This window comes from Micromonospora sp. NPDC093243, assembly GCF_044753725.1.
Classification (GTDB): domain Bacteria; phylum Actinomycetota; class Actinomycetes; order Mycobacteriales; family Micromonosporaceae; genus Micromonospora.
In genome coordinates this window covers 501,502-523,574 of the sequence record NZ_JBIVNT010000002.1, presented here as the reverse complement: position 1 = coordinate 523,574, position 22,073 = coordinate 501,502, and the positions used below count along the sequence as shown (strand labels likewise).

The window sequence follows — 22,073 nt, the reverse complement described above, 5'->3', positions numbered from 1 at the left end:
GCCGGCTCAGGGCGCGCCGGGCTCTGGGCGCAGCAGCTCCCGGGCGGCCTCCAGCACCTCGATCACCGGTACGTCGGTGACGAACGAGTCCCGGTGCGGGCACTCGCCGTCGCCCGGCCGGTGCGGGTAGATGCCGGGGGTGCAGTCCACCCCGCAGACCGGGCAGTGCACCGTCCACGATGTGATCGGGCGGTGCCGGGCGCGTAGCGGGTTGCCACTGTTGATCAGGTTGCCGACCCAGTAGACGCCGACCGTCCGGACGCCGACCGCCGCGGCCAGGTGCAGCGGGCCGGTGTCATTGGAGACCACCAGCGCGCAGTCGGCGAAGCAACCGGCCAGCCCGCCCAGGCTGAGCGTGCCGACCTGCGGCCGGAGGGGCACCCCGGCCGCCGCGACCACCTGGTCCACCACCTCCTGCTCGGTCGGTGTGCCGGTGACCAGCACCTCGTACCCGTCGCCGACCAGCTCCCGGGCGACCTCGGCGAACCGCTCCGCGGGCCAGCGCCGGCGGGTGTCGGTCGCGCCCGGGTGCAGCGCCACCCGCGGCTGCCGCACGGGGCCGAGCACCTCGGCCGCCTCCGCCCGGTCGGCGGCGGTGACGGCCAGCGTGGGCACGATGGTGGTGGCCGGGGCGCCGACCAGCGCGGCCACCTCCAGATAGCGGATCACCTCGTGCTGGTAGTAGACGTACCGGGTCCAGCGGTCCAGCGGGGGCGCGGACTCGGCGCGCAACCCGGCGGTGACCCGGGCGCCGAACGACGCCATCAGCGGGTTGGAGTTCGCGCCCCCGCCGTGCACCTGCAACGCCAGGTCGAAACGTTCGGCGCGGGCCGCGGCCAGGAAGTCCGCCATCGCGGCGGGTGGCTCGTCCGGCTCGGGCCGGCGAATGCCGTCGGCCGCCGGCACCACCAGCACCCGGTCGACCGGGCCGGGCCGGTCGCGCCAGAGCTTCGCGTGCCAGGGCGCGCCGATCAGCACGATCTCCGCCTGGGGGTACGCGGCGCGCAGCGCGTCGAGCGCCGGCAGCACGAAGATGAAGTCGCCGAGCGCGTTGGCGCGCAGCACGGCGATCCGTGCCACGTCGGGCACGGGCTCGGCGACCGGGCCGAGCAGGGACGGCGCGACCACTCCCGCTACGGCCGGTCGATCTCGCCGGCGGCGGTGTCCGGGCGGTGCAGCTCCCGGTCCGCGGCGGGATCAGCCGGCATCGGCGTACCGCTGCCCGTGGTGCGGGGCCCGGTGCGGCCGACCGTGATGGTGCGCGTGCTGGGCCGGGCGGCGCGCGGCAGCCGGACGCGGAGCAGACCATGGTCCATCACCGCGTCGATGGCGTTCGGGTCCACCCGCGACGGCAGGTCGACCCGGTATTCGAAGCCTCGGGTCTCGAAGCCACCGGGAATGCCCTGGTCGGCGTTGACCTCCGCCTCGGAGCGGGCCCGCACGCAGAGCTCCCGGTCGTCCAACTCGACCGCCACCTCCTCCGGCGCCACCCCGGGCAGCCGGACGATGACCTCCCAGCCCTCGGCGGTTTCGGTCAGCTCCACCTCGGGCGGGCCGGACCGGGCGCCGACCAGGCGACGCAGCTCCGTGCGGAGCGACTGAAGCTCGCCCATCGGGTCCCAGCTCTGCTGCCGACTCCGCCAGCCCCGGCCGAATCCGCCGCCACCCTGTTCGCTCATGCCGACGCCTCCGTTCGGTCGGCCACGGCAGGAGAACCGGCCGCCCGGTGCCCGATGATTCGCTCACTACGCTCGCTCATGGCATCTCTCCGATCCGCTGGGCGGCCGCGGTGGGCCGCAGCGAGCTGGGTGCGTCCAGGCCGGCCTCGGCGTCGACGCCCACCCCGAGCCGGTCGACCAGCTCACCGCCGAGCCAGGCGCTGACGCCGAGGATCGCCAGGGCGACGACCTCGATGGCGATCAGCGCGCCGCCGGCGGCCTGCGAGTCGGCGTTGAGCCGGACCGCCCAGACCGCGGCGAAGAGCAGGATCACCGCCAGGTTCGCGGCGGCGTGGGTGAGCGCCACCCGCTTGGCGCGGGTGCCGGTCGGAATGGCCAGCAGATCGAACGTGCCGGCCACCGCGGCGAGCAGGCCGCCGACCAGGCCGACCGCGATGTTCCAGTACGCGACCTCGCCGAGGACGTCGGGGCCGCCGACGGTGTCGATCACGTCGAAGAGGACCGCGGTGGCCAGCAGGGCGACCGGGAACATCACCAGCATCGGGTGGACGGGATGGCCAAGCACCTTGAGTCGGCTCTCCATCTCCGGCCTCCACTGGTCGGGTCCGCGGCGCGTCGGGTGAGGCGGTACCCCCGGCTCCGAGGGACAAACCTCGCCCTGGTCACGCTCTCCTAGGCTGGCGGGCGGGCCCACCGCACGGTGGTCCCACCACCACGGTCAACGCCCCGGGGAGGATCACGTGACGGTGGAGATCACTTCGCAAGAGGAGCTGCGCGAGCTGTTGGGCACGCCGCACGCGCGGGCGGTTGCCAAGGAACGCACGCGGCTACACCAGCGGGACCTGGACTGGCTGGCAGCGTCGCCGTTCTGCCTGGTGGCCACCGCGGGTGCGGACGGCAGCTGCGACGTGTCGCCGAAGGGGGACCCCGGCGGGTTCGCCCTGGCGCTGGACGATCGGACCATCGCCGTGCCGGAGCGACCGGGCAACCGGCGGGCGGACGGCTACCGCAACATCCTCGAGAACCCGCACGTCGGGCTGATCTTCCTGATCCCCGGGCGCACCGACACGCTGAGGATCAACGGACGGGCTCGGCTGGTCCGCGACGCGCCCTGGTTCGACGACATGGTCGTCAAGGGCCACCGCCCGATCCTGGCGATCGTGGTGGAGATCGAGCAGATCTTCTACCACTGCGCCAAGGCGTTCCTCCGTTCCCAGCTCTGGCAGCCGGAGACCTGGCAGCCGGACGTACTGCCGTCGCGGGCCCGCCTGATCAAGGAGGTGGAGGCCCCGGCCGAGAGCCTGGCCGACCTGGAGCGGCACTACGGCCCGGAGTACGCCAAGAACATCTACGCCTGATCCGGTCCGAGCGGGTCGGCTGGCGCCGCTCGCGCACTTGCTAAAGTTATCTTTCTAAAGATAGCTTTAGCATATGACGCTGCCCCGGCTGAAGCTGACCGATCCGAAGGCGCTGCGCGGCTACGCGCACCCACTGCGGATGACCCTCATCGGCCTGCTCCGCCAGCAGGGCCCGATGACCGCCACCCGGGCCGCCGAACAACTCGGCGAGAGCGTCGCGAGCTGCTCGTTCCACCTCCGCCAGCTCGCCAAGTACGGGCTCGCCGAGCGGGCTCCCGGCGCCGACGCCCGAGAGCGGCCGTGGCGGGCCACCGCGCGCAGCACCTCCTGGGACGACGACTCGGACGACCCGCGGATGCGGGCGGCCACCGACGAACTGAACGCCGCTCAGCTCGCCCTCTACACCCGACAGGCCGAGGAGTTCCTGGCCCGGCGAGCCGACGAACCGACATCCTGGCGCGCGGTCACCGGCTTCAGCGACCAGTCGCTCTACCTGACCGCCGACGAGCTGGCCGAGCTGAAGGAGCGGGTCGACGCCCTGCTCGCCACGTATGACGAGCGGATCACCGACCCGACCCGGCGGCCGGCCGGCTGGCGCCGGGTCAGCATGATCCAGCTCGCGGTGCTCTCGCCGCCGTCGTCCGGCGACACCCCCGCCGCGTCGGACGAGGCGACGACCGAGTCGGGTGAAGCCCGATGAGCGGTGACCTGCCCGGCGCGCCGCTCGCCGGCACCGCCGCCGCTCCGCCCACCGTCCCGCCCCGCGGACCGGCCGACGACGCCCCGCCCGGCAGCCTGGCCGACCGCACCCCGCCCGGTGCCGCCGCCGGCAACCCGGCCGGCACCACGCTGGCGGGTGGCCCCGGCGGCGGCACCCCACCGGACGACCCGGCCGGCACCGCCCCGGCGGGCGGGTCCGACCGGCCCGGTGGTGCGATCCGGCGCGGCCGGCTGCCGAGGCTGCTGCGCGAGCGGACGTTCCGCCGGTACTGGTCGGCGCAGACCGTGTCCTACTTCGGCGACGAGATCTCCACCCTCGCCCTGCCGCTGCTGGCCGTGCTCATCACCGACGCGGGGCCGGCACAGATGGGTTACCTGACCGCCGCGCTGCTGGCGCCGAACCTGCTCTTCTCGCTGCTCGCCGGGGCATGGGTGGACCGGTTCCCGCACAAGCGGCGCGTCATGGTGATCAGTGACCTCGGCCGGGCGTTGCTGCTGGCCACGATCCCCGCGGCCTACCTGATGGACCTGCTCACCCTGCCCCAGCTCTACGGCGTGGCCTTCGCGATGGGCACTCTCGCGGTGCTCTTCGAGGTCGCCCGCGGACCGCTCTTCGTCTCCGTGGTGCAGCGCCGGGACTACGTCGAGGCGAACACGCTGATCAACGGCAGCCGGGCGATGTCCCTGGTGGCCGGGCCGAGCATCGGCGGTCTCCTGGTGCAGCTGCTCTCCGCGCCGATCGCCCTGGTCGCCGACGCCTTGTCGTACGTCTGGTCCGCGTACTTTCTGGGGCGGATCCGGCCGACGGAGCCGGCGCCGGCCCGCGGTGCCGGCCTGGGGATCGCCGAGGGCCTCCGGTTCATCGCCCGGACGCCGATGATGCGGGCGATCGTGCTCGGCACCACCACGGTCAACCTGTTCAACTTCATGTTCGCCGCGCTCTTCGTGCTCTACGCCACCCGCGAGCTGCACCTCTCGCCCGGCCTGCTCGGCCTGGTGCTCGGTGCGGGCGCGGTGGGCGGCCTGTTCGGCGCGGCGGTCACCGGCCGGCTGACCCGCCGGTTCGGCATCGGGCCGACCATGGTGGCCGGCTTCGTGCTCTTCCCGGCGCCGCTGGTGCTCGTGCCGCTGGCCGACGGCCCGACGCCACTGGTGCTCGGCATGCTCTTCACCGCCGAGCTCCTCTGCGCGGTGGGCGTGATGATGCTCGACATCGTGACCGGCTCGGTGCAGACCGCGCTCACCCCCGAGTCGCTCCTGGCCCGGGCAACCGGTGTGCGGCGCACCATCAACTACGGAATCCGACCGATCGGAGCCCTGATCGGCGGTGCCCTCGGTGCCGCCCTCGGCATCCGCGAGGCGCTCTGGATCGCGACGGTGGGCGCGCTGGCCGGCGTGCTCTGGGTGATCTTCTCGCCGGCCCGCCGCCTGCGCGACCTGCCCGAAGCGGCGTACTGACCCACAACGACGGGCATGACTATGTTGACGGTGTGCTCTTCACGCCGGTGACCACGGAGCTGTCCTTCGACAACAACGGGACCAGGCTGGTCGGCGACTACGTCCGACCACCGTGGCCGGGCCCGTATCCGGCGGTGGTGTTCGTGGAGGGCTCCGGTCCGGGTGGACGGGACCAGGGCGCGTGGCCCACCCGGCTCGCCGCCGCCGGCTTCGCCAGTTTCGCGTACGACAAGCCCGGTTCCGGGGCCTCGACCGGCGACTGGACCGGACAGACCATCGCCGACCGGGCCAAGGAGACGACAGCCGCGGTGCGGGCAGTGCGCGTACGCGAGGACGTGCTGCCGGACGCGGTGGCGCTGATCGGCGGCAGCCAGGGCGGCTGGGTGGCCCAACTCGCGGCGTCGGCGGACGACACGGTGGCGGCAGTGGTGAGCGTCTCCGGTCCAGGCGTGAACGTGCTCGCCCAGGAGGAGCACCGGTTGCGCCACCAACTCCCCGCCGAGGGCTTCACCGAGGCCGATGTGCGGCAGGCGGTGGCGCTGCTGCACGACCAGGTCCGGCGGGTCCGGGCGGGCGACGACCCGGCCCGGGTGCACGCCGAGCAGGCACGCTGGCACGCCGCCGCCTGGTATCGGCTGCTCGCCGGGACGACACCCCGATCGATCGGATTCCTCGCCGGGATCGCGGACCATGACCCGGCGCCGGCGCTCGGCGCCCTGCGCTGCCCGCTGCTGGCGATCTTCGGCGCCGACGACCTGCTGGTCCCGGTGCAGGACAGTGTGCGGGTCATCGCCGACACCCTGCCCGCCGCGCAGCACGACATCGTGGTCTTTCCGCACGCCGACCACAACATCCGGATCTACGCGGGCGAGGGACCGGCCCAGGTGAGCAACGGCCACTACACACCCGGCGTACGGGCGCCCGGCTTCGACGAACTCGTCGTCACCTGGCTGCGACGCCACTGTGGCGCGCCCGGCACACGGCACTGACGGCTCACCGGCCGCCCCGCCTGGTCGACGGCGCGTGGTCACACCCGCTGCACGTAGGCGGCACGCCATTGCGGCGACGGGTCCGCCCCGAGACTCGTCCAGTACTCCCGGCCCGCGACGACCTTCCCGTCGCGCACCGTCCAGAACGACGCCACCCGGAAGACCCCCATGGTCTCGTGCGGGACCTCCACCTCGGAGACCACGACCTCGCCCTCCGCCACGATCCGCAGGACGTCGATCGACCATCCCTCCGGATATTCGGCGTTGACGGCCACGTAGTTCGCTGGGCCCACGATCCGTTCGCCGCTGACCGGCCACTCCACCACCAGGTCGTCGGCCAGCAACTCGCCGAGCCGGCCCCAGTCGCGGGCCTGCATGCGATCCCACAACTCCTGAACGATCGTCCTTGGCTCCATCGGCACATCGTGGCCGGTCCCACCGACAAGTTACGGACGCGCGGCGCCAGGCTGGTGACCTCACCTCGACGACCACTCGTGCACCGCCTGGTTCCCACCTACTCTGAGCTGGTGTCACTCTGCTGGGACGTCTACGTGTGGGTGGCGCAACCCACCCCCGAGGTGTTGCAGGTGTTCATCGACCGCTACGTCGACACCGACGACCCCGGTGACGATCGGCTGTCCGCCTTCACCCGCACCTACGTCGCCGGCCCGCCGACCGAGGCCGACGCGGCGGCCCTGGCCGATCTCCGCTGGACCGGCCGCGACGCGTTCACGCTCTACCTGCGCAGCCGGCAACACCCATGGGCAATGATCACGATCACCGACGACGGCACCGCGGTGCTGGGGCTGAGCCTCGACGGCCCCGACAACTCCCCCGCGATCCGACAGCGAGCCGAGCAGATGATCGACCAGCTTCGTCGGGAGTTCTCGTCCCCCGCCGGCATCGCCGGAGTGGAGATGCCGCCACCCGGGTCTCGTCAGGAGTGGCAGGACGACCAGGTGCAACTCCGCGCCGGCGCGCTCAGCTGACCGGGTGCTCCAGCTGGGCACGCGCCCGCACGAACATGTCGTCGGCGCTGCCGCCGGATGGGAAACCGAGGAAGGCGACCATGCCGATGCTGTGCTGGTCGGCCCACGCACAGACCTCGATGTTGACGCCCTGCGTCTCACCCTTGCCGCAGCGGGCCTCGCCGCCCATCGGCCCGGGCCGGGTCGGCTTGACACCGGACAGCCTCGGCAGGGCTGCGAAGACGGTGTCCAGAGTCGCCTTGGGATCCGTCACCGTCCCGGACACGCCGCTGACGAGAGCGGTGTAGCGACCGTCGGCGGTGGTGTACGCGGTGCCGACCGCGCTGGTCGGCTCGCCGTCGAGAAGCTCTTTGAAGGTGCCCATGTTCTGTTCGGGCTGCGCGCGCAGCTGCCGGCTCATCGACTCGGGCCAGGTGCCCAGCAGCTTCTCCGGCTTGTCGAGACGCATCGCCACGAGCGGCGAGGGCGATGTCGACGGCCCTGCCGCCGTCCGCTCGACGGTGTCGGCAAGTCGCGAACAGCCGCTCGCCGTCAGCAGGCACACCAGGGCCAGCAGCCCTGCGCCGGCCGTGCGTCGCCCGGCACCTTTCGCCCCTGTCCCCGCCATGCGTCACTTCCTCGTCTCTGGTCGTCGAGGGCGCACGATATCTCAAATGATCACGGCGAGACTGGTGTCATCCGGCGTGCGAGGTCCGAACCCGCAGCCAGGTGATCAGAGCGCCCGGCCGGCCGTACGCGTGGCCGGCCCGTCGCGCCCGGTGAGATCCGGCCGTGCCGGCGGGCTCAGCTGCACGGATGGCGGCACGGCTCGCCCCTGAAGGGGTAGCTGACACACCTGACGCTGCCTACTCTGCCAGTCGTGATCATGGAAATTCCGCTCGCAGCCATGTCGTCGCCGGGCTCTCCCGTCATGGATCTGCTCTCCGGCGTGGCCCCCTGGATCGTCGCGCTGGTCGTCCTCTACCTCGTGATACGCCTGGCTGTCCGCCACGGGATTCGGGACGCAGATCGGCGCCGCGCCGACGGTAATCTCAAGGACAAGGTCTGATCAGGCTGGTGGCTTCACCGTGTGCACAAGCGGGGACCCTTGGCGCACGGCGAGGGTTCCCTCAGTTACCGGCGACGGAATCCCGTTCACGCAGCTCTCGACGAACAGCCTCTCGCCGCTCTTCAGCAACTCAAGCCTCTTGGCGTAGTCCTCGACCTGGGGCGCGGCGTGGCCGGACGGTCCGTCGTAGATCGATTCGTAGGCGCCAGCGCACTCTTCCCGATCGCCGGCGGATCCTTCGCTCTTCTTCGCGGCATGCAGTTCGGCCCCGTGCTGAGCCATCTCGCGCAGGTAATCCAGCTGCTCCTCATGCGAGGCGGTGCCGGAGCAGGCGGTGAGAAGCGCCGCGAGGAACAGGGCCGCTAGCGGATTGCGGTTCGCCATCGCGCGAAGGTATCAACTGCCCTTGATATGCGGCGGCCAGCCCGGACGGCCTATGCGGTTGCCTGGCGCTCGGCCTCGCTGCGTAGCACGCAGAACTCGTTGCCCTCCGGGTCGGCCATCACGACCCAGCCGCTGCCGTCCGGATCACGGTGGTCAGCGACGATGGTGGCACCGAGGGCTCGGACGCGCTCGACCTCCTGATCGCGGAGCACCTCCGGCTGTAGGCAGATGTGCGTACGGTTCTTGACGCTCTTCGGCTCCGGCACCCGCTGGAAGTAGAGCCTGGTGCCGCCAGGCGGCTCGACGGCCACCTCCTCGTCGTCCGGCTTGAGCTGGGGGTCGACCGGGCAGTCGAAGACCTTGGCCCAGAAGTGCGCCAGTTCGTACGGGTCGGCGCAGTCGAACGCGAAGTTTCGGATGACAGTCCCCATCCGGTCAGCCTCGCGCCGGCCCCGCGAACAGGTCAACCCATATCGCCAGGCGAGGGGCGCGTTCGACCTCGAAAACGGCGAAGCCCGGGCCGATGACCTGGGCTTCGGTACCGAGCCGCCTGACGGAATCGAACCGTCGACCTACGCATTACGAGATGTACGGTGACGTGCTCATGGACACGACGTTGCTTCTCGGGGTGACCCAGGCGGGCGAGCTGCCGCCACTGGAACAGTTCGCGCCGGTGGTCGCAGGGACCCTCGGCGTGGAACTTGTGGAAAGAACGGGAGATTGGCGGCACTTTTTCGGATGGGGAGAGAACTTCGCAGTCTGGCTCAACACCGAACCCGACCCCGAGGAGCCCTTCCGCAGTCATCCCTTCTGTCTGGACGTGTCGAACCCCGACGGGACGGCCGAGCTCGGCATGAGATTCTTCGACCAGCTGGCCAACAGCGGACGGTTCCGAGTGATGCTGCTTTTGAACCACGACTGTGTGCGGTCGACGCACTTCCCCTGCGAGGACTGGTGACCTGGCGGTACCGCTAGGGGCGAATACAGCCGATCTTCTCATCGGGCAGTTGTAGACCTACCAGCCTCCCGGACGGGACCCACCGGCGGCGACGTGATCGACCTCGAGAAACGGCGAAGCCCAGGCCGTTTGACCTGGGCTTCTTTACCGAGCCGCCTGACGGAATCGAACCGTCGACCTACGCATTACGAGATCAAATTGCCCGCCCCGTCGACTTGGGCAGATGGGGGTCTAGCAGCGGAAATGCCTCTCGACATCTCCCACCACTCCCCCGTCGTCCGTCGACCTCTTGCGGACTAGATGCGGACTGCTCGCTTGTCGAAATGGCGCAGAGCGCCAGTCTGGAAGAGCGTGCTCAACTGGTCGTGATGCCCGAAACGCCTGCACCCAGGGGCCTACCCGTTTGCCTCTCGCGCCCGCTCGTGCCCGATGGATGCCATGGCTACTGGCCCACCGATGGCCCGTGAGTCCAGGCGTCACCTGGCTTGGAACCGGCCAGTCAGGCGATACGCGGCGTGCATTTCCAGGACAACTCGGGTCTGTGCTTGCAGCGGGCCGGGTGGCGTTGCGGGGTCAGCGAAAGCCACTTCGAGCACCTCCGTGCTCTCCGGCTCGATCACGCCTGACCATCGTCGCGCTTCGAAGCACATGGCGAAGCAGTGCATCCGGTCCCCGTTGGGATAGGTGATGACGTGAGCATCCGGCTCAGATAGGCAACCGAAGGCAGCGAGATCGGAGCTGTCGACTATGAGTCCGGTCTCCTCTCGGACCTCATCGATCGCGGTACCGACGAAGCTTCCTCCTGGCTCGGCTGCCCCTGCCGGTATTTCCCACAAACCCGAATCACGACGTCGCTGGAACAAGACGTGCTCAGCCGCGTCGAGGAGAACGACCTGTGCTCCGGGCATGAGCAGCAGTCGAGACCCGACCAACTGTCGAAGTTGCCAGGTGTAGGAACCGACATAACCCATCCGGTGATCAAACCAGAAGCGTGGCGTTGCCGCGCTAACCACGGAGCGGCGGATCTCCTCGTCGGGCAGTCGAAGACCGTCCAGCCTCCCCGGACGGGGTCAAGGTGGAGCGCCCTACCGGACGAACGACCTTGGCCCCGTCCGGGGAGGCTGGTAGCCCTTGTGGTGCCCGGCGAGGTGATCCGTGGCGGCATCTCTGAGGAGGGTCGGGGTTCGGGGCGGAGCCCCGAGGTCTTCGAATCTTGGTCGTCCGTCAGCGTGGCCGGCCGGCCCGGCCGATGCCGGCCGGAGGTCGCCAGCAGGCCGGGGCCGGGCCGGCGCGGCCCGCCTTGCGGGCCGCCTTGATCTCCTGCGGCGTCGGGTGACGGTCGCCGTGGCGTTCGCCGAGGTTGGCGGAGAGCTGGTCGAGGGTACGCCGAAGAACCATCAGCGCCGTTCGGTGCCGATTCCGCGGTTCCTCGTCGACGAGTTGGCCGCGCACGTCGCCGGCAAGCGCCGGGACGAGCTGGTGTTCACCGCTCCGAACGGCGGGCCGCTGCGTAACACCAACTTCCGGTCGCGGGTCTTCGCGCCGGCAGCGGCGTCGGTCGGGCTGGCTGGGCTGACTCCTCACGATCTGCGGCACACGGCCGCGAGTCTGGCCGTGGCGGCGGGTGCGAACGTCAAGGCGGTGCAGCGGATGCTTGGGCACGCCTCGGCGTCGATGACGCTGGACGTGTACGCGGGGCTGTTCGGTGACGACCTGGACGCTGTTGCCAACCGGCTGGACGAGGCGGTCGCGGCGCGGGATGCGGACGATTTGCGGACTGGCACGGCCGGCGGCGAGGCTGTCGACCTTGGGAAACGGCGAAGCCCAGGTCGTTGACCTGGGCTTCTGTACCGAGCCGCCTGACGGAATCGAACCGTCGACCTACGCATTACGAGTGCGTCGCTCTAGCCGACTGAGCTAAGGCGGCAACGATCGTCAAGTGTACGGCACACCCCGACCCGGGCCGAACCGGATACCCCCGGGGCGCGGCCGGGCCGGCAAGCCGGACATCGGGTGCGTTCCGTCGTTCGCCGGACAGCGTTCGTGCCCGGTCGGGACTACGCTGCGGCGGGTGACCGATGATCACCCCCGCCCCGACGAGCCGGCCGCGCATCCCGAGGACCCGTCCGCCGGCAGATCGGCGGGCGTCCCGGGCAGCGCCAGCGAGCCGGCCGGCGATCGGGCGGCCCGCCGGCCGCGGACCACCGACCCGCTGGAGCTGGGCTTCACCCCGCGCAGGCCGGTGCCGTGGCTCGCGCCGTTCCTGCTGATCAGCACCGGCATCCGTACCCTGCTGGCGATGCTCTTCGGGGCGTACCTGGACAAGCGGGAGTTGCAGAACTCCCTCGACGCCCGGATCGAGCGGCAGGTCGGGCCGGACGGCGGGCTGTGGCTGGACTACGTGGCCGACCTGGGCGACGGCTTCAACGCCACCTACTCGGTGGCGTACCTGCTCGCCCAGCCCGAGCTGGAGGTCGACGGGCACCGGCTGCCCCGCGCGCAGACCCTGGTGATGGGGGGCGACCAGGTCTATCCGTCGGCGGCCTACGAGGCGTACGAGGACCGGTGCAAGGGGCCCTACCAGGCGGCGCTGCCGGTCAGCCCGCCCGAGCGCCCCACTCTCTTCGCGGTGCCCGGCAACCACGACTGGTACGACGGGCTGACCGCCTTCCTGCGGCTCTTCGTCCGCTCGCGGGACCGGCACTTCGGTGGCTGGGGCACCGGCCAGTCCCGCTCCTACTTCGCCGTCGAGCTGCCGGCCGACTGGTGGCTGCTCGGCCTGGACGACCAGTCCGGCTCATACCTGGACGATCCGCAGCTGGCCTACTTCGACACGGTCGCCGAGAAGCTGGGGCCGCAGAGCCGGGTGATCCTGGCGGTGCCGGCGCCGACCTGGGTCAAGGCCGCCGACCACCCCACGGCGTACGACTCGATCGACTACTTCATCCGTACGATCATCTCGCCCACCGGCGCGCAGGTCCGGCTGCTGATCTCCGGCGACCTGCACCACTACGCCCGGTACGCCGGCCCGGACCGGCAGTTGGTCACCTGTGGCAGTGGCGGCGCCTACCTCTACCCGACGCACAAGCTGCCGGAGCGGATCGAGGTACCCCCGAAGGACACCCTGGCCCGCCGGTCCAGCCGTACCCGCCCGTACGACCTGGTCGCCCGCTACCCGGACGCGGCCCGCTCCCGGCGGTACGGCTGGGGCATCTTCCCCCGACTGCCGCTGCGCAACCCGGGCTTCACCACCCTGCTCGGCACCCTGCACACGTTGCTGATGCTGGCGATGGCCGGGGTGGCGGCGAACCGGGTCGGCACCACCGAGCAGCGGCTGTTCAGCGTGCCGTTGGTGCTGATGCTGGTGGTGACGCTGCTCGGCGCCGCGTTCTTCGCCAAGCCACCCAACGCCGGCGGCAAGCGGCACGCCCGGCACTGGATCCTCGGCGTCGGGCACGGGCTGGCCCAGGTCGGGTTGGGCGCGGCCGGCACCTGGGCCTGGCTGCAACTGCCCTTCTACGACTGGCCGTGGCCGCTGCCGGCGGTCGCCGCGGCGGTGCTCTACGGGCCGGTGAGCGGGCTGGTCGCCAGCCAACTGGTGGCGGCGTACCTGCTGGTCGCCAGCGCCCTCGGGGTGAACGTCAACGAGCTTTTCGCCGGTCAGGGCATTGAGGACTCGAAAGCGTTCCTGCGAATGCGGATCGACCCCGACGGCACGCTGACCATCTACCCGGTCGCCGTCGACCGGGTCGCCCGCGACTGGCAGGTCAACCCCAACCAGTCCCCGACGTCCTCCTGGCTGACCCCCAAGACCCCGCTGACCCCCCACCTGGCCGAACCCCCCATCACCCTCACCTAACCCCCCACCCCCACCCACCCCCGTTGATCATGAAGTTATTGCGTCGACACGCCGATCCGGCTGGCAATAACTTCATGATCAACGGCGTGGGCCGGCGGGAGGGTGGGGTGGGGTGCGGGAGGGGACCGGGGGTTAGGGGGTGTAGTGCTGGTCGTGGGCTTGGCGGGGGGCGCAGACGGAGGCGCGTGAGCAGGAGCAGCGGGAGCCGTCGGCGTCCAACCGGACGGTGACCGAGTCCCGCGGGACGCTGTGCCCGACCACCCGGCCGTCGCCCTCGGGCGTGGAGACCCGGGCCCCGATCGGCGCGGCCGACTCCTGGAAGCGCTGGTAGAGCGGGTGCTCGTACTTCAGGCAGCACATCAGCCGGCCACACGCGCCGGAGATGCGCAGCGGGTTGAGCGGCAGGTCCTGGTCCTTGGCCATCCGGATGGTCACCGGCTCGAAGTCGGTGAGGAAGGTGGCGCAGCACAGATCCCGCCCGCAGGAGCCGATGCCGCCCTGCACCCGGGCCGAGTCCCGCGCGGAGAGCTGGCGCAGCTCGACCCGGCAGTGCAGGGTCGCGCCGAGGTCGCGGACCAGCGAGCGGAAGTCGACCCGGTGCGGAGCGGTGAAGTAGATCGTGCTCCGTTCGCCGCCGTCGTCGGCGCCGAGCACGTGGTCGACGGCCACCACCTTCATCGGCAGGCCGTGCGCCCGGATCAGCCGCTTGGCAGCCACCTTCGCCTCGGCCTTGCGCCGGCGCAGCGCCTCGTCGCGGTGCAGGTCGTCCTCGCCGGCCAGGCCGGCCAGCTTGGGAAAGCCGTCGGTCTCCTCGGTGACCCACTGCGCGGCCCAGACGCACTCCGCCACCTCGGGCCCGTCGTCCGTGGGCACCAGCACCTTGTCGCCGACCTGCGGACGCAGCTCACCCGGGTCGAGGTAGTAGAGGCGCCCGTACCGGTTGAAGCTGACCGCGCAGAGCATGCCCATGCCCCCACCCTACGACGGATCCCCGGCCACCGGCCGGCCGGGCGTCGCCGAACGACTACACCGTGCAGCCATTCACATCGGTCGACTTGACCGACCCACCGGCCAGCCCGTCGTGCCATTGATCCTCGCCCGGACGGCTGAATCCGGGTCGGCATGGGCGACAAACGACCGGCGGAGGCGTTGAGTGGAGGCAGACCTGCGGGGGGTGCAGGGGGAAGTCCACGGCGTCGCAGCCGGTGCCCGGTCGACCGGGCGCCCGAGCGCGGCGCCGTGGACTGTCCGGGGCGCGAACGCCGCACGGTTACCAGCCGACCGCGCCGCTACCAGCCGACGCGGGTGGGGGCGTCGTAGCGGGACCGGCCGACCACCGACGGCCGCCACGTCGACTCGGCGAGGCTCGGCGCCCACTCCCGCAGCAGCGTCTCCGCCCCGTCGTAGGCGACGCAGAGCACCGCCAGCACCCGGGCGGCGATCTCGGCCGCTTCGGCCACCCCCGGCCCGGCGGGGCCCGAGCTGCCCACCGACCCGGCCGACATCGAGGTGGCGGCGACCACCGCCACCGCCTCGGCGGAGCGGAGCACGTCGGCCAGCGCCCGGGCCAGGGTCAGTCGGCTGCCCTCCACCCAGTCGGCCAACGCGTCGGCGTAGCCAGCGGTGGACTCCAGCCGGCCGACCAGGCTCTCCGGACCTTCCTCGAGGTGGTGCAGCAGCGCCGTGCGCGCCTGCCCGTAGGCCTCAGCGCCCGGCCCGGACCAGAGCACCGGATCGGCCAGCGTGGCCGAGACGTCGTCGTAGCCGCGGACCAGCCGGCGTACCGCGTGCCCGGCACCGGCCAGCGGCGCGGGGTGCAGGTCGAGGAAGGCGCGGACGGCATCACCCGGCAGCACCTGCATCCGGCGCAGCAGCGGCCAGACCCGGTGCGACTCGGGGGCGCCGGCGGCGAGCAGGGTGTCGACCCGGCGCAACAGATCCAGGCCGGGCTCGGCCAGTCGGTCGAGGGCGTCCATCACGCCTCCCCGCCCAGCCGCCGCCGGGCGCCCCGGTCGGCATCGGTGTAGCGGTCGGCCGCCTCCCGGATCGCGGCGGCGGCTGCGCTGAGCCGACCGGCGGCCGCGCGGGCCTCCCGGGCCCGGTGATCGGTGGCGGTCATCCACTGTCGGTGCAGCGCCCGGCCGACCTCACCCGGACGCCCGGGCGCGTCGACGCCGAAGGCGGCCTGGGCCGGATCGGCGGCGGTGACCGTGTGGGAGAGCGTGCTGAGCGTGGCGCTCGCCTGGTCGAGGCGCGCGGCGAGGGCGCGCAGGGCGTCCATGTCAGGCTCCCGCGAGCGGTCGGTAGGCGGTGAAGGTCTCGTTGTGCAGCTTTTCCCGGGCCCACTCGGCCGCGTCGGCGGCGGCGGTGACCGCGGCCTGCACCGAGCCGGCCACGTCGCGGGGGTTGCGGGTGTGCAGCGGGCCGAGGAATCGGACGTCGGTGATCCGGCCGCCGGCCGTCACCACCACCTCGACCAGGCCGTCGGGCGACCGCACGGTGACCTCCACCGTGGACACCGCCTGGTCGAACTCGGCCTGGAGGGATTCGATCCGGCGGTAGCGCCGCACCGCCTCCTCGATCCAGGCCTCGTCGATCTCCCCCCGTGGCATCCGCGGGCTCCTCCCGGACTGATCATCACTGAGCGTGCTGCCGCCGTCACCGCGGCCTCCGGACCGTACCGCACGCCAATCGAGGCTGTCGATGCCTGTGGATGACCGGTCCGGCAAGCGGGACCGCAGGCCGGACGGGGGTCAGCCCCGCCAGAGGGCGAGCATCATCGCTTCGACGGCGATCCGGGGCTTCACGTTCGTCTCGATCGCGGCGCGGCACTGCAGCACCGCCTCCAGCCGGCGCAGCGCCCCCTCGGCGTCCCACTTCTGCGCCCCGGCGCCAGCGAGCGCGGCGGTGTCGGTGTGCACCGGCTCGACCGGGGCGCGCAGCGCGATGGTGAGCGCGTCCCGGTAGAAGCCGGCGAGGTCGACCAGCGCCCGGTCCAGGGCGTCCCGCTGGGCCCGGGTGGCCCGCGACTTCTGCCGCTTCTCCAGGTCCTTGAGCTGCCCGGCGGCACCTCGGATGGCACCGGCGGCGCCCCGGCCGGTGCCGCCCGCGCCGAGCGCGGTCTCCAGCGCCGCCCGCTCGCTGGCGTCGGCTTCCGCCACCGACGCCTCGGCCTCCGCCTCGGCCGCCTCGATCAGCGCGGACGCCGCGTCGAACGCGGCACCCACCCCGGTCAACCGGCGCGGGACCGCGAGCACCGCCTCGCGCCGTTTGCGCGCCTCCGGGTCGCGGGCCAGCCGGCGGGCCCGACCGACGTGCCCCTGGGCGGCCGCGGCCGCCCACTGCGCCACGTCGGGCGCGATGCCGTCCCGCCGGACCAGCACCTCGGCCACCGCGGTGGCCGGCGGCTGCCGCAGCGGTACGACCCGGCAGCGCGACCGGATCGTCACCGAGATGTCGTCCGGGTGGGTGGACGGGGCGCAGAGCAGGAAGACGGTGCGCGGCGGCGGCTCCTCGATCGCCTTGAGCAGCGCGTTGCCGGCCGCCTCGGTGAGCCGGTCGGCGTCCTCGATGACCACCACCTGCCAGCGCCCGCCGGACGGGGTGCTGGCGGCGCGCAGCACCAGCGCCCGCATCTCGTTCACGCCGATGGAGAGCCCCTCCGGCACCACCAGCCGGACGTCGGCGTGGGTGCCGGTCAGCGTGGTGTGGCAGCCGGGGCACTCGCCGCAGCCGGTGCCGTACGCGCACTGGAGCGCGGCGGCGAACGCGCGCGCCGCCACCGAACGCCCGGAGCCGGGCGGCCCGGTGAAGATCCAGGCGTGGGTCATGCCGGCACCGGGGTCGGCGCCACCGGCCGGCCCGGCCGGGGTGAGCGCGAGCGCCGGCTGATCGGCGGCGTGCCGGAGCACGGCGGCCGCCGCGGCGGCGGCCCGGCGCAGCGTGGCAACCGCCTCGTCCTGGCCGACCAGGTCGGCGAAGACGTCGGACATCAGGTCCGATGCTCCATCGTCACCAGCTCCGCGTCGGATAACTCAGGCTGCACCGAGGTGTCCGGTCCCTGCGCCGGCCGGGGGTGCACGATGCCGGCGGGGTCGCCCAGCAGATCCTCGACCCGCCGGGCCACCAGCTCGGCGATCTTCTCTGCCGGGCGGGACGCGTCGAGCACCAGGTAGCGCTTCGGGTCGGCCGCGGCGAGGTCGAGGAACGCGTACCGGACCCGCTCGTGGAACGCGACGGACTCGGCCTCCAGCCGGTCGGCGTCCTGGTTGCGGGCCGACACCCGGGACAGGCCGGTCTGCGGGTCGACGTCGAGCAGCACCACCAGGTCGGGCTTGAGCCCACCGGTGGCCCAGGAGGAGAGCCAGGAGACCTCGTCGACCGGAAGCGTGCGCCCGGCACCCTGGTACGCCAGGGAGGAGTCGACGTACCGGTCGCTGATCACCGCCGCGCCGCGGACCAGCGCCGGGCGGACCACGGTGGCCACGTGGTGGGCCCGGTCGGCGGCGTAGAGCAACGCCTCGGCGCGCGGCGACGGCGCCTCGTCGCCCGAGTTCTCCAGCACCAGCGAGCGGATCCGCTCGCCCACCGCGGTGGCGCCCGGCTCGCGGGTGACCACCACCTCCCGGCCCTTCTGCCCCAGCCGCTCGGCGAGCAGCGCCAGCTGGGTGGACTTCCCCGCGCCCTCGCCGCCCTCGAAGACCACGAAGAGCCCGTTGGAGACGAAGGGTTCGGCCGGCATCAGCGGACGACCCCGGATCGAGCCCCAGAGGTCGGCCAGGACCGGTACGCCCTTCTTGTCGTCCATCTGCCCGAACGCGCTGATCCCGGCGAAGATGCCGGCCGCGCCGGCGGCGAGCAGCAGCAACCGGGTGGACGAGATCGAGAGGCCGAGGTCGGCGATCTCCAGCTTGCGGGAGCCGCCGACGCCGGCGAGCAGGCTGCTCAGCGCGATCGCCAGGATCAGCACCAGCCGGGTGCCGATCTGCACCACCGCGAAGACCCGACCGCGCACCTCGTCCGCGATCTCCCCACCGAGCAGGGTGGTGCCGGCCAGGAAGGCCATTCCGGCGCCGGCGCCGACCAGGACCGCGCCGACGATCGCCATCGACAGGTGGATGGCGAAGGCCAGGGTCATCACCGCCGCGCTGGCCAGCACGATGCTCATGCCGAACCAGCGACGCCGGGACATCTCCTTGACGACCATCGGGCCGAGCCCGATGCCGAGCGCCAGGCCGATGAAGATCGCGCCGAAGAGCAGGAAGAAGGCGGCGTCACCGGCGCCGAGCGAGTTGGCGAAGAACCGGGCGGTGCCGATCACGATGCCGCCACCGGCGAACGCGCCGAAGATGCCGAGCACCAGGCCCCGGACCAGCGGGGTCTGCGAGATGAACCGCCAGCCCTCGGCGAACTGCTTGGTCATGCTCTGCTCGGTGCGGTCCCGCTGGGCGGCCTGCGCCCGGCTGATCTCCTTGATGCCGAACGCGACGACCAGCGCGGTGGCGAGCCGGGAGAAGGCGTTGACCCAGAGCGCGAGCTGGGCCGGCTCGGCCCAGTTCGGCAGGTCGCCACCGACCAGCCCGCGCACGCTGCGGTCCAGCACCGCCGCGACGATGGCCGCCGCGATCGGGGTGAGGCCGTACGTGGTGATGAGCGTGAGCTGGTTGGCGGTCTCCAGCCGGGCGCGCGGGATCAGGTTGGGGACCGCGGCCTCCTTGGCCGGGATCCACAGCAGGGTGATCGACTCGATCAGGAAGGTGGCGATCAGGGCCCAGGTGACCACGAGCGCCCCGCTGGCCCCGGTGAGCGCGTAGAGCGGGATCGAGGCGAAGAGCACGAAGCGCAGCAGGTCGCAGATGACCATCATCCAGCGCCGGTCGAAGCGGTCGGCGAGGACACCGGCCACCGGGCCGAGCACCAGCGCCGGCAGCAACCGGATCGCGATCAGGCCGCCGAAGGCCGCGCCCTTGGCGGTGCTGCCCTGCACCTGGGCGGCGGCGAAGACCGAGGTGGCGAGCAGGCCGAGCCAGTCACCGAAGGAGGCGGCGCCGAGCACGATCCAGAGCCGCCGGAACGGCCGGATGCGCAGCACCGAGCGGATCGCGGTGAGGCCGGAGCGGTCGGTCTGGTTGCCGGCCGGCGGGGGCGATCCGGCGCCGGACTGGCCGGCCGCACCACCGATCTGCCCCGCGGCGCTGCCCAGCGGACCCGAGGTGCTTCCCATCTGTCCCACCCGCTCCGCGGGCTGGCCGTCGGACGGCGACACGCCGGACGACTCGCCGTTGTTCTGGCTTTCGATGGCCGTACCTCCACGTGCCGGCCCATCGCTGGGCATCCCCGGTGCAACACTCTAGACCCGGTGGGGGGCCGCCCCACCCGTGACATTCTCCTGCTCGCCGAGCCTAGGCCGCCGGGGCCATCGGCCGCACCCAGGCGTACGCGAGGGTGTTTCGCATTGACCGCCGGACAGTTAGCGTGCACACGTGGCCACCGAAAGCGACAAACTTCGCGAGCGCCTGGACCGGGCGACCGCCCACCTCGACCCGCCGTACGCGGTGGTCGACCTGACCTCCTTCGACGCCAACGCGAGCGCGTTGGCCGGGCTCGCCGCCGGCAAGCCGGTCCGGCTGGCCAGCAAATCGGTACGCAGCCGGGAGCTGATCAGCCGGGCGCTGCGCCGGAGCGGCTGGCGGGGGGTGATGGCGTTCACCCTGCCCGAGGCGATCTGGCTGGTCCGGGCCGGTGTGGCCGACGACGTGCTGGTGGCGTACCCCACCGTCGACCGGGGGGCGCTGGGCGAACTCGCCGCCGATCCCGCGCTCGCCGGGGCGGTCACCCTGATGGTCGACGGCACCGACCAACTGGACCTCATCGACACCGTGCGCTCCCCCGGCCAGCGGGCGGAGCTGCGGGTCTGCCTCGACCTGGACGCCTCCTGGCGACCCCTGGGCGGACGGGTGCACGTCGGGGTGCGTCGCTCACCGGTGCACAGCGCCCGGGCGGCCGGCGCGCTCGCCGCCACCGTCGCCGGCCGCGCCGGCTTCCGGCTGGTCGGGCTGATGGCGTACGAGGCACAGATCGCCGGCCTCGGCGACGCGCCGCCCGGGCAGGCGTTGCTCGGCCGCGCGATCCGGCTGGCCCAGCGCCGCTCGTACCGCGAGCTGGTGGCCCGCCGGGGAGCGGCGGTGGCCGCCGTACGCGAGCACGCCGACCTGGAGTTCGTCAACGGCGGCGGCACCGGCAGCGTGGCGGCGACCTGCGCGGATCCCGCGGTCACCGAGGTCACCGCCGGATCCGGCCTGTACGGTCCGACGCTCTTCGACGCGTACCGTGCCTGGCGGCCCACGCCGGCGGCATACTTCGCCTGTGCGGTGGTCCGCCGGCCGGCGCCCGACCTGGCCACCGTGCTCGGCGGCGGCTGGATCGCCTCCGGCCCGGCGGCGGCCAGCCGGCAGCCCCGGCCGGTGCTGCCGGCTGGGCTGACGCTGCTCGGCGCCGAGGGGGCCGGCGAGGTGCAGACCCCGCTGGCCGGCGCCGCCGCGGCGACGCTCCGGGTCGGCGACCGGGTGTGGTTCCGGCACGCGAAGGCGGGTGAACTGGGCGAGCACGTCAACGAGCTGCACCTGGTCGAGGGGGATGCCGTCGTGGCGACCGTGCCCACCTATCGGGGCGAGGGCCACGCCTTCCTCTGACTGGCCGGCCCGGCGCACCCCGGGGAGGCGTTCCTGCTGTTCCGCCACCCGGCGCACCCCGGGCCGTCGATCCTGCGCACCACCGCCCGGCGCACCCCGGGCGCTGTTCCCCACTGCCCGGCGCACCCCGGGCCGTTCGCTACCGCCCGGCGCACCCCGGGCCGTTCGCTGCCGCCGCTCCCTAGCGGGCGGCGAGCTGCGGCTCAGCCGGACTTGCTGGCGTTGGCCGGGGCGTCCACCTGGCGGTGCAGGTAGTCCCGGATCAACGCCTTGGCCTCGAGCAGCACCCGTTCGTCGCCCTCGGCTCGGCGGCGGAACGCAAGCTTGATCAGTGCGTCGGCCACCTCCACCGCGATCTCCAGGTGGAAACGGAGCTCGGGGACGTCGGTCAGCCCGAAACGCTCGGTGAGCACCCGGGCCAACTGGTCCGCGATCACCCCGTTGTTGTCCCGCTGCTCGTCGAGCAGGTGCAGGTCGACCACGTCGCCGAAGTGCAGGGTACGGAATCCCGGAACGGTGCGGTGCATCGTGATGTACTCGTCGATGCCCGCGTCGACGCCGTCCCACCAGTGGGTCATGTCGTCCGACGCGAACCGCTCGTCGAGCCGCTGGAGGTAGGACTCCATCGTGCGCAGGGTCAGCGCCTGCACGATCGCCCGCTTGTCCGGAAAGAACTGGTAGACCGACCCGATCGCCACCTCGGCACGCTCGGCGAGCAAGGTCGTGGTCAGCCCCTCGTACCCCACCTCGTCGACGAGTTCGGCGCAGGCGTCCAGCATTCGCTGGACCCGCGCGACACTTCGACCCTGCACCGGTACGCGGCGCAGCGGCCCGGTCGTGGCGGCTGGTGTGGACACTCGGCGCCACCCCCCTTCGACGGATGAACATATCTGCACGTCACGAGTCCGTGACTACCGGTACAACGAGCGGACCTCAGTTG

At 72.3% G+C, this 22,073-nt stretch carries 25 protein-coding genes and 1 tRNA gene; 10 read left to right on the top strand and 16 right to left on the bottom strand.

What is annotated here, in order from left to right:
* Positions 1–6 precede the first annotated feature (6 nt).
* The 3 genes from ACIP9D_RS07215 to ACIP9D_RS07205 form a co-directional block, all read right to left on the bottom strand.
* Positions 7–1,128 carry a glycosyltransferase family 9 protein gene (locus tag ACIP9D_RS07215; RefSeq protein WP_350867945.1) on the bottom strand — a complete coding sequence of 374 codons (1,122 nt, stop codon included), beginning with the start codon at positions 1,126–1,128 and terminating at the stop codon, positions 7–9.
* 5 nt (positions 1,129–1,133) lie between these two features.
* Positions 1,134–1,679 carry an Hsp20/alpha crystallin family protein gene (locus tag ACIP9D_RS07210; protein WP_350867947.1) on the bottom strand — a complete coding sequence of 182 codons (546 nt, stop codon included), beginning with the start codon at positions 1,677–1,679 and terminating at the stop codon, positions 1,134–1,136.
* A 76-nt stretch (positions 1,680–1,755) separates the two neighbouring features.
* Positions 1,756–2,262 (bottom strand): DUF2231 domain-containing protein, encoded by a 507-nt coding sequence (locus tag ACIP9D_RS07205; protein WP_350867949.1) that lies wholly within the window; start codon positions 2,260–2,262, stop codon positions 1,756–1,758.
* 157 nt (positions 2,263–2,419) lie between these two features.
* Between ACIP9D_RS07205 and ACIP9D_RS07200 the strand changes: the two genes are divergently transcribed.
* From ACIP9D_RS07200 to ACIP9D_RS07185, 4 genes are all read left to right on the top strand, one after another.
* On the top strand, positions 2,420–3,037 hold the full coding sequence (locus ACIP9D_RS07200; protein WP_350867951.1) for a pyridoxamine 5'-phosphate oxidase family protein: 618 nt from the start codon (positions 2,420–2,422) through the stop codon (positions 3,035–3,037).
* 73 nt (positions 3,038–3,110) lie between these two features.
* Positions 3,111–3,737 (top strand): helix-turn-helix domain-containing protein, encoded by a 627-nt coding sequence (locus ACIP9D_RS07195; protein ID WP_350867953.1) that lies wholly within the window; start codon positions 3,111–3,113, stop codon positions 3,735–3,737.
* Positions 3,734–5,215 (top strand): MFS transporter, encoded by a 1,482-nt coding sequence (locus ACIP9D_RS07190; RefSeq protein ID WP_350867955.1) that lies wholly within the window; start codon positions 3,734–3,736, stop codon positions 5,213–5,215. Before ACIP9D_RS07195 ends, ACIP9D_RS07190 begins: the two co-directional genes overlap by 4 nt.
* A gap of 32 nt (positions 5,216–5,247) precedes the next feature.
* The gene (locus ACIP9D_RS07185) at positions 5,248–6,204 is read left to right on the top strand and encodes an alpha/beta fold hydrolase (protein WP_350867957.1); all 957 of its coding nucleotides are present in this window, start codon (positions 5,248–5,250) and stop codon (positions 6,202–6,204) included.
* A 38-nt stretch (positions 6,205–6,242) separates the two neighbouring features.
* Here ACIP9D_RS07185 and ACIP9D_RS07180 read toward each other — a convergent pair whose 3' ends face one another.
* Positions 6,243–6,620 carry a nuclear transport factor 2 family protein gene (locus tag ACIP9D_RS07180; RefSeq protein ID WP_350867959.1) on the bottom strand — a complete coding sequence of 126 codons (378 nt, stop codon included), beginning with the start codon at positions 6,618–6,620 and terminating at the stop codon, positions 6,243–6,245.
* A gap of 111 nt (positions 6,621–6,731) precedes the next feature.
* On the opposite strand from ACIP9D_RS07180, the gene ACIP9D_RS07175 reads away from it, so the two are divergent.
* Positions 6,732–7,193, top strand: a complete 462-nt coding sequence (locus tag ACIP9D_RS07175) for a hypothetical protein (RefSeq protein ID WP_350867960.1) — start codon at positions 6,732–6,734, stop codon at positions 7,191–7,193.
* On the opposite strand, the gene ACIP9D_RS07170 is transcribed toward ACIP9D_RS07175, so the two are convergent.
* Positions 7,186–7,641, bottom strand: coding sequence for a hypothetical protein (locus ACIP9D_RS07170; RefSeq protein ID WP_350867962.1), 456 nt, complete (start codon positions 7,639–7,641; stop codon positions 7,186–7,188). The two genes, ACIP9D_RS07175 and ACIP9D_RS07170, sit on opposite strands and share 8 nt — an antisense overlap.
* 411 nt (positions 7,642–8,052) lie before the next feature.
* On the opposite strand from ACIP9D_RS07170, the gene ACIP9D_RS07165 reads away from it, so the two are divergent.
* Positions 8,053–8,241: a hypothetical protein gene (locus tag ACIP9D_RS07165; RefSeq protein ID WP_350867964.1), complete on the top strand. Its 189-nt coding sequence runs from the start codon at positions 8,053–8,055 to the stop codon at positions 8,239–8,241.
* Here ACIP9D_RS07165 and ACIP9D_RS07160 read toward each other — a convergent pair whose 3' ends face one another.
* Positions 8,242–8,625, bottom strand: coding sequence for a hypothetical protein (locus tag ACIP9D_RS07160; RefSeq protein ID WP_350867966.1), 384 nt, complete (start codon positions 8,623–8,625; stop codon positions 8,242–8,244).
* A gap of 50 nt (positions 8,626–8,675) precedes the next feature.
* The gene (locus ACIP9D_RS07155; protein ID WP_350867968.1) at positions 8,676–9,056 is read right to left on the bottom strand and encodes a VOC family protein; all 381 of its coding nucleotides are present in this window, start codon (positions 9,054–9,056) and stop codon (positions 8,676–8,678) included.
* Positions 9,057–9,229: 173 nt separating this feature from the next.
* Here ACIP9D_RS07155 and ACIP9D_RS07150 point away from each other — a divergent pair, with 173 nt between their 5' ends.
* A complete protein-coding gene (locus tag ACIP9D_RS07150) occupies positions 9,230–9,583 on the top strand; it encodes a hypothetical protein (protein WP_350867970.1) in 354 nt (117 codons plus the stop codon).
* Positions 9,584–10,059: 476 nt separating this feature from the next.
* On the opposite strand, the gene ACIP9D_RS07145 is transcribed toward ACIP9D_RS07150, so the two are convergent.
* Positions 10,060–10,554: an NUDIX domain-containing protein gene (locus ACIP9D_RS07145; RefSeq protein WP_210779583.1), complete on the bottom strand. Its 495-nt coding sequence runs from the start codon at positions 10,552–10,554 to the stop codon at positions 10,060–10,062.
* A gap of 361 nt (positions 10,555–10,915) precedes the next feature.
* On the opposite strand from ACIP9D_RS07145, the gene ACIP9D_RS07140 reads away from it, so the two are divergent.
* Positions 10,916–11,419 carry a tyrosine-type recombinase/integrase gene (locus ACIP9D_RS07140; RefSeq protein ID WP_400449494.1) on the top strand — a complete coding sequence of 168 codons (504 nt, stop codon included), beginning with the start codon at positions 10,916–10,918 and terminating at the stop codon, positions 11,417–11,419.
* Positions 11,420–11,436: 17 nt separating this feature from the next.
* Here ACIP9D_RS07140 and ACIP9D_RS07135 read toward each other — a convergent pair.
* Positions 11,437–11,510, bottom strand: a tRNA-Thr gene (locus ACIP9D_RS07135).
* A 144-nt stretch (positions 11,511–11,654) separates the two neighbouring features.
* Here ACIP9D_RS07135 and ACIP9D_RS07130 point away from each other — a divergent pair.
* Positions 11,655–13,442, top strand: coding sequence for a metallophosphoesterase (locus ACIP9D_RS07130; RefSeq protein WP_350867973.1), 1,788 nt, complete (start codon positions 11,655–11,657; stop codon positions 13,440–13,442).
* A gap of 132 nt (positions 13,443–13,574) precedes the next feature.
* On the opposite strand, the gene ACIP9D_RS07125 is transcribed toward ACIP9D_RS07130, so the two are convergent.
* The 6 genes from ACIP9D_RS07125 to tmk all read right to left on the bottom strand — a co-directional run bounded on the left by ACIP9D_RS07125 (position 13,575) and on the right by tmk (position 19,776).
* Positions 13,575–14,411: a regulatory iron-sulfur-containing complex subunit RicT gene (locus tag ACIP9D_RS07125; RefSeq protein ID WP_350867975.1), complete on the bottom strand. Its 837-nt coding sequence runs from the start codon at positions 14,409–14,411 to the stop codon at positions 13,575–13,577.
* A gap of 320 nt (positions 14,412–14,731) precedes the next feature.
* Positions 14,732–15,418 (bottom strand): hypothetical protein, encoded by a 687-nt coding sequence (locus tag ACIP9D_RS07120; protein ID WP_350867977.1) that lies wholly within the window; start codon positions 15,416–15,418, stop codon positions 14,732–14,734.
* On the bottom strand, positions 15,418–15,723 hold the full coding sequence (locus ACIP9D_RS07115; protein ID WP_350867979.1) for a hypothetical protein: 306 nt from the start codon (positions 15,721–15,723) through the stop codon (positions 15,418–15,420). Before ACIP9D_RS07115 ends, ACIP9D_RS07120 begins: the two co-directional genes overlap by 1 nt.
* A 1-nt stretch (position 15,724) precedes the next feature.
* A complete protein-coding gene (locus ACIP9D_RS07110; protein ID WP_350867981.1) occupies positions 15,725–16,054 on the bottom strand; it encodes a YbaB/EbfC family nucleoid-associated protein in 330 nt (109 codons plus the stop codon).
* Between the two features lie 141 nt (positions 16,055–16,195).
* Positions 16,196–17,434 (bottom strand): DNA polymerase III subunit delta', encoded by a 1,239-nt coding sequence (locus ACIP9D_RS07105; protein ID WP_350867983.1) that lies wholly within the window; start codon positions 17,432–17,434, stop codon positions 16,196–16,198.
* Positions 17,434–19,776, bottom strand: a complete 2,343-nt coding sequence (gene tmk / locus ACIP9D_RS07100; RefSeq protein ID WP_350867985.1) for a dTMP kinase — start codon at positions 19,774–19,776, stop codon at positions 17,434–17,436. The genes ACIP9D_RS07105 and tmk overlap by 1 nt, the downstream gene beginning before the upstream one ends.
* A gap of 148 nt (positions 19,777–19,924) precedes the next feature.
* Between tmk and ACIP9D_RS07095 the strand changes: the two genes are divergently transcribed.
* Positions 19,925–21,133, top strand: a complete 1,209-nt coding sequence (locus tag ACIP9D_RS07095; protein ID WP_350867987.1) for an amino acid deaminase/aldolase — start codon at positions 19,925–19,927, stop codon at positions 21,131–21,133.
* Positions 21,134–21,336: 203 nt separating this feature from the next.
* Here ACIP9D_RS07095 and ACIP9D_RS07090 read toward each other — a convergent pair whose 3' ends face one another.
* Positions 21,337–21,912, bottom strand: a complete 576-nt coding sequence (locus ACIP9D_RS07090) for a TetR family transcriptional regulator (protein ID WP_350868806.1) — start codon at positions 21,910–21,912, stop codon at positions 21,337–21,339.
* Positions 21,913–22,073 lie beyond the last annotated feature (161 nt).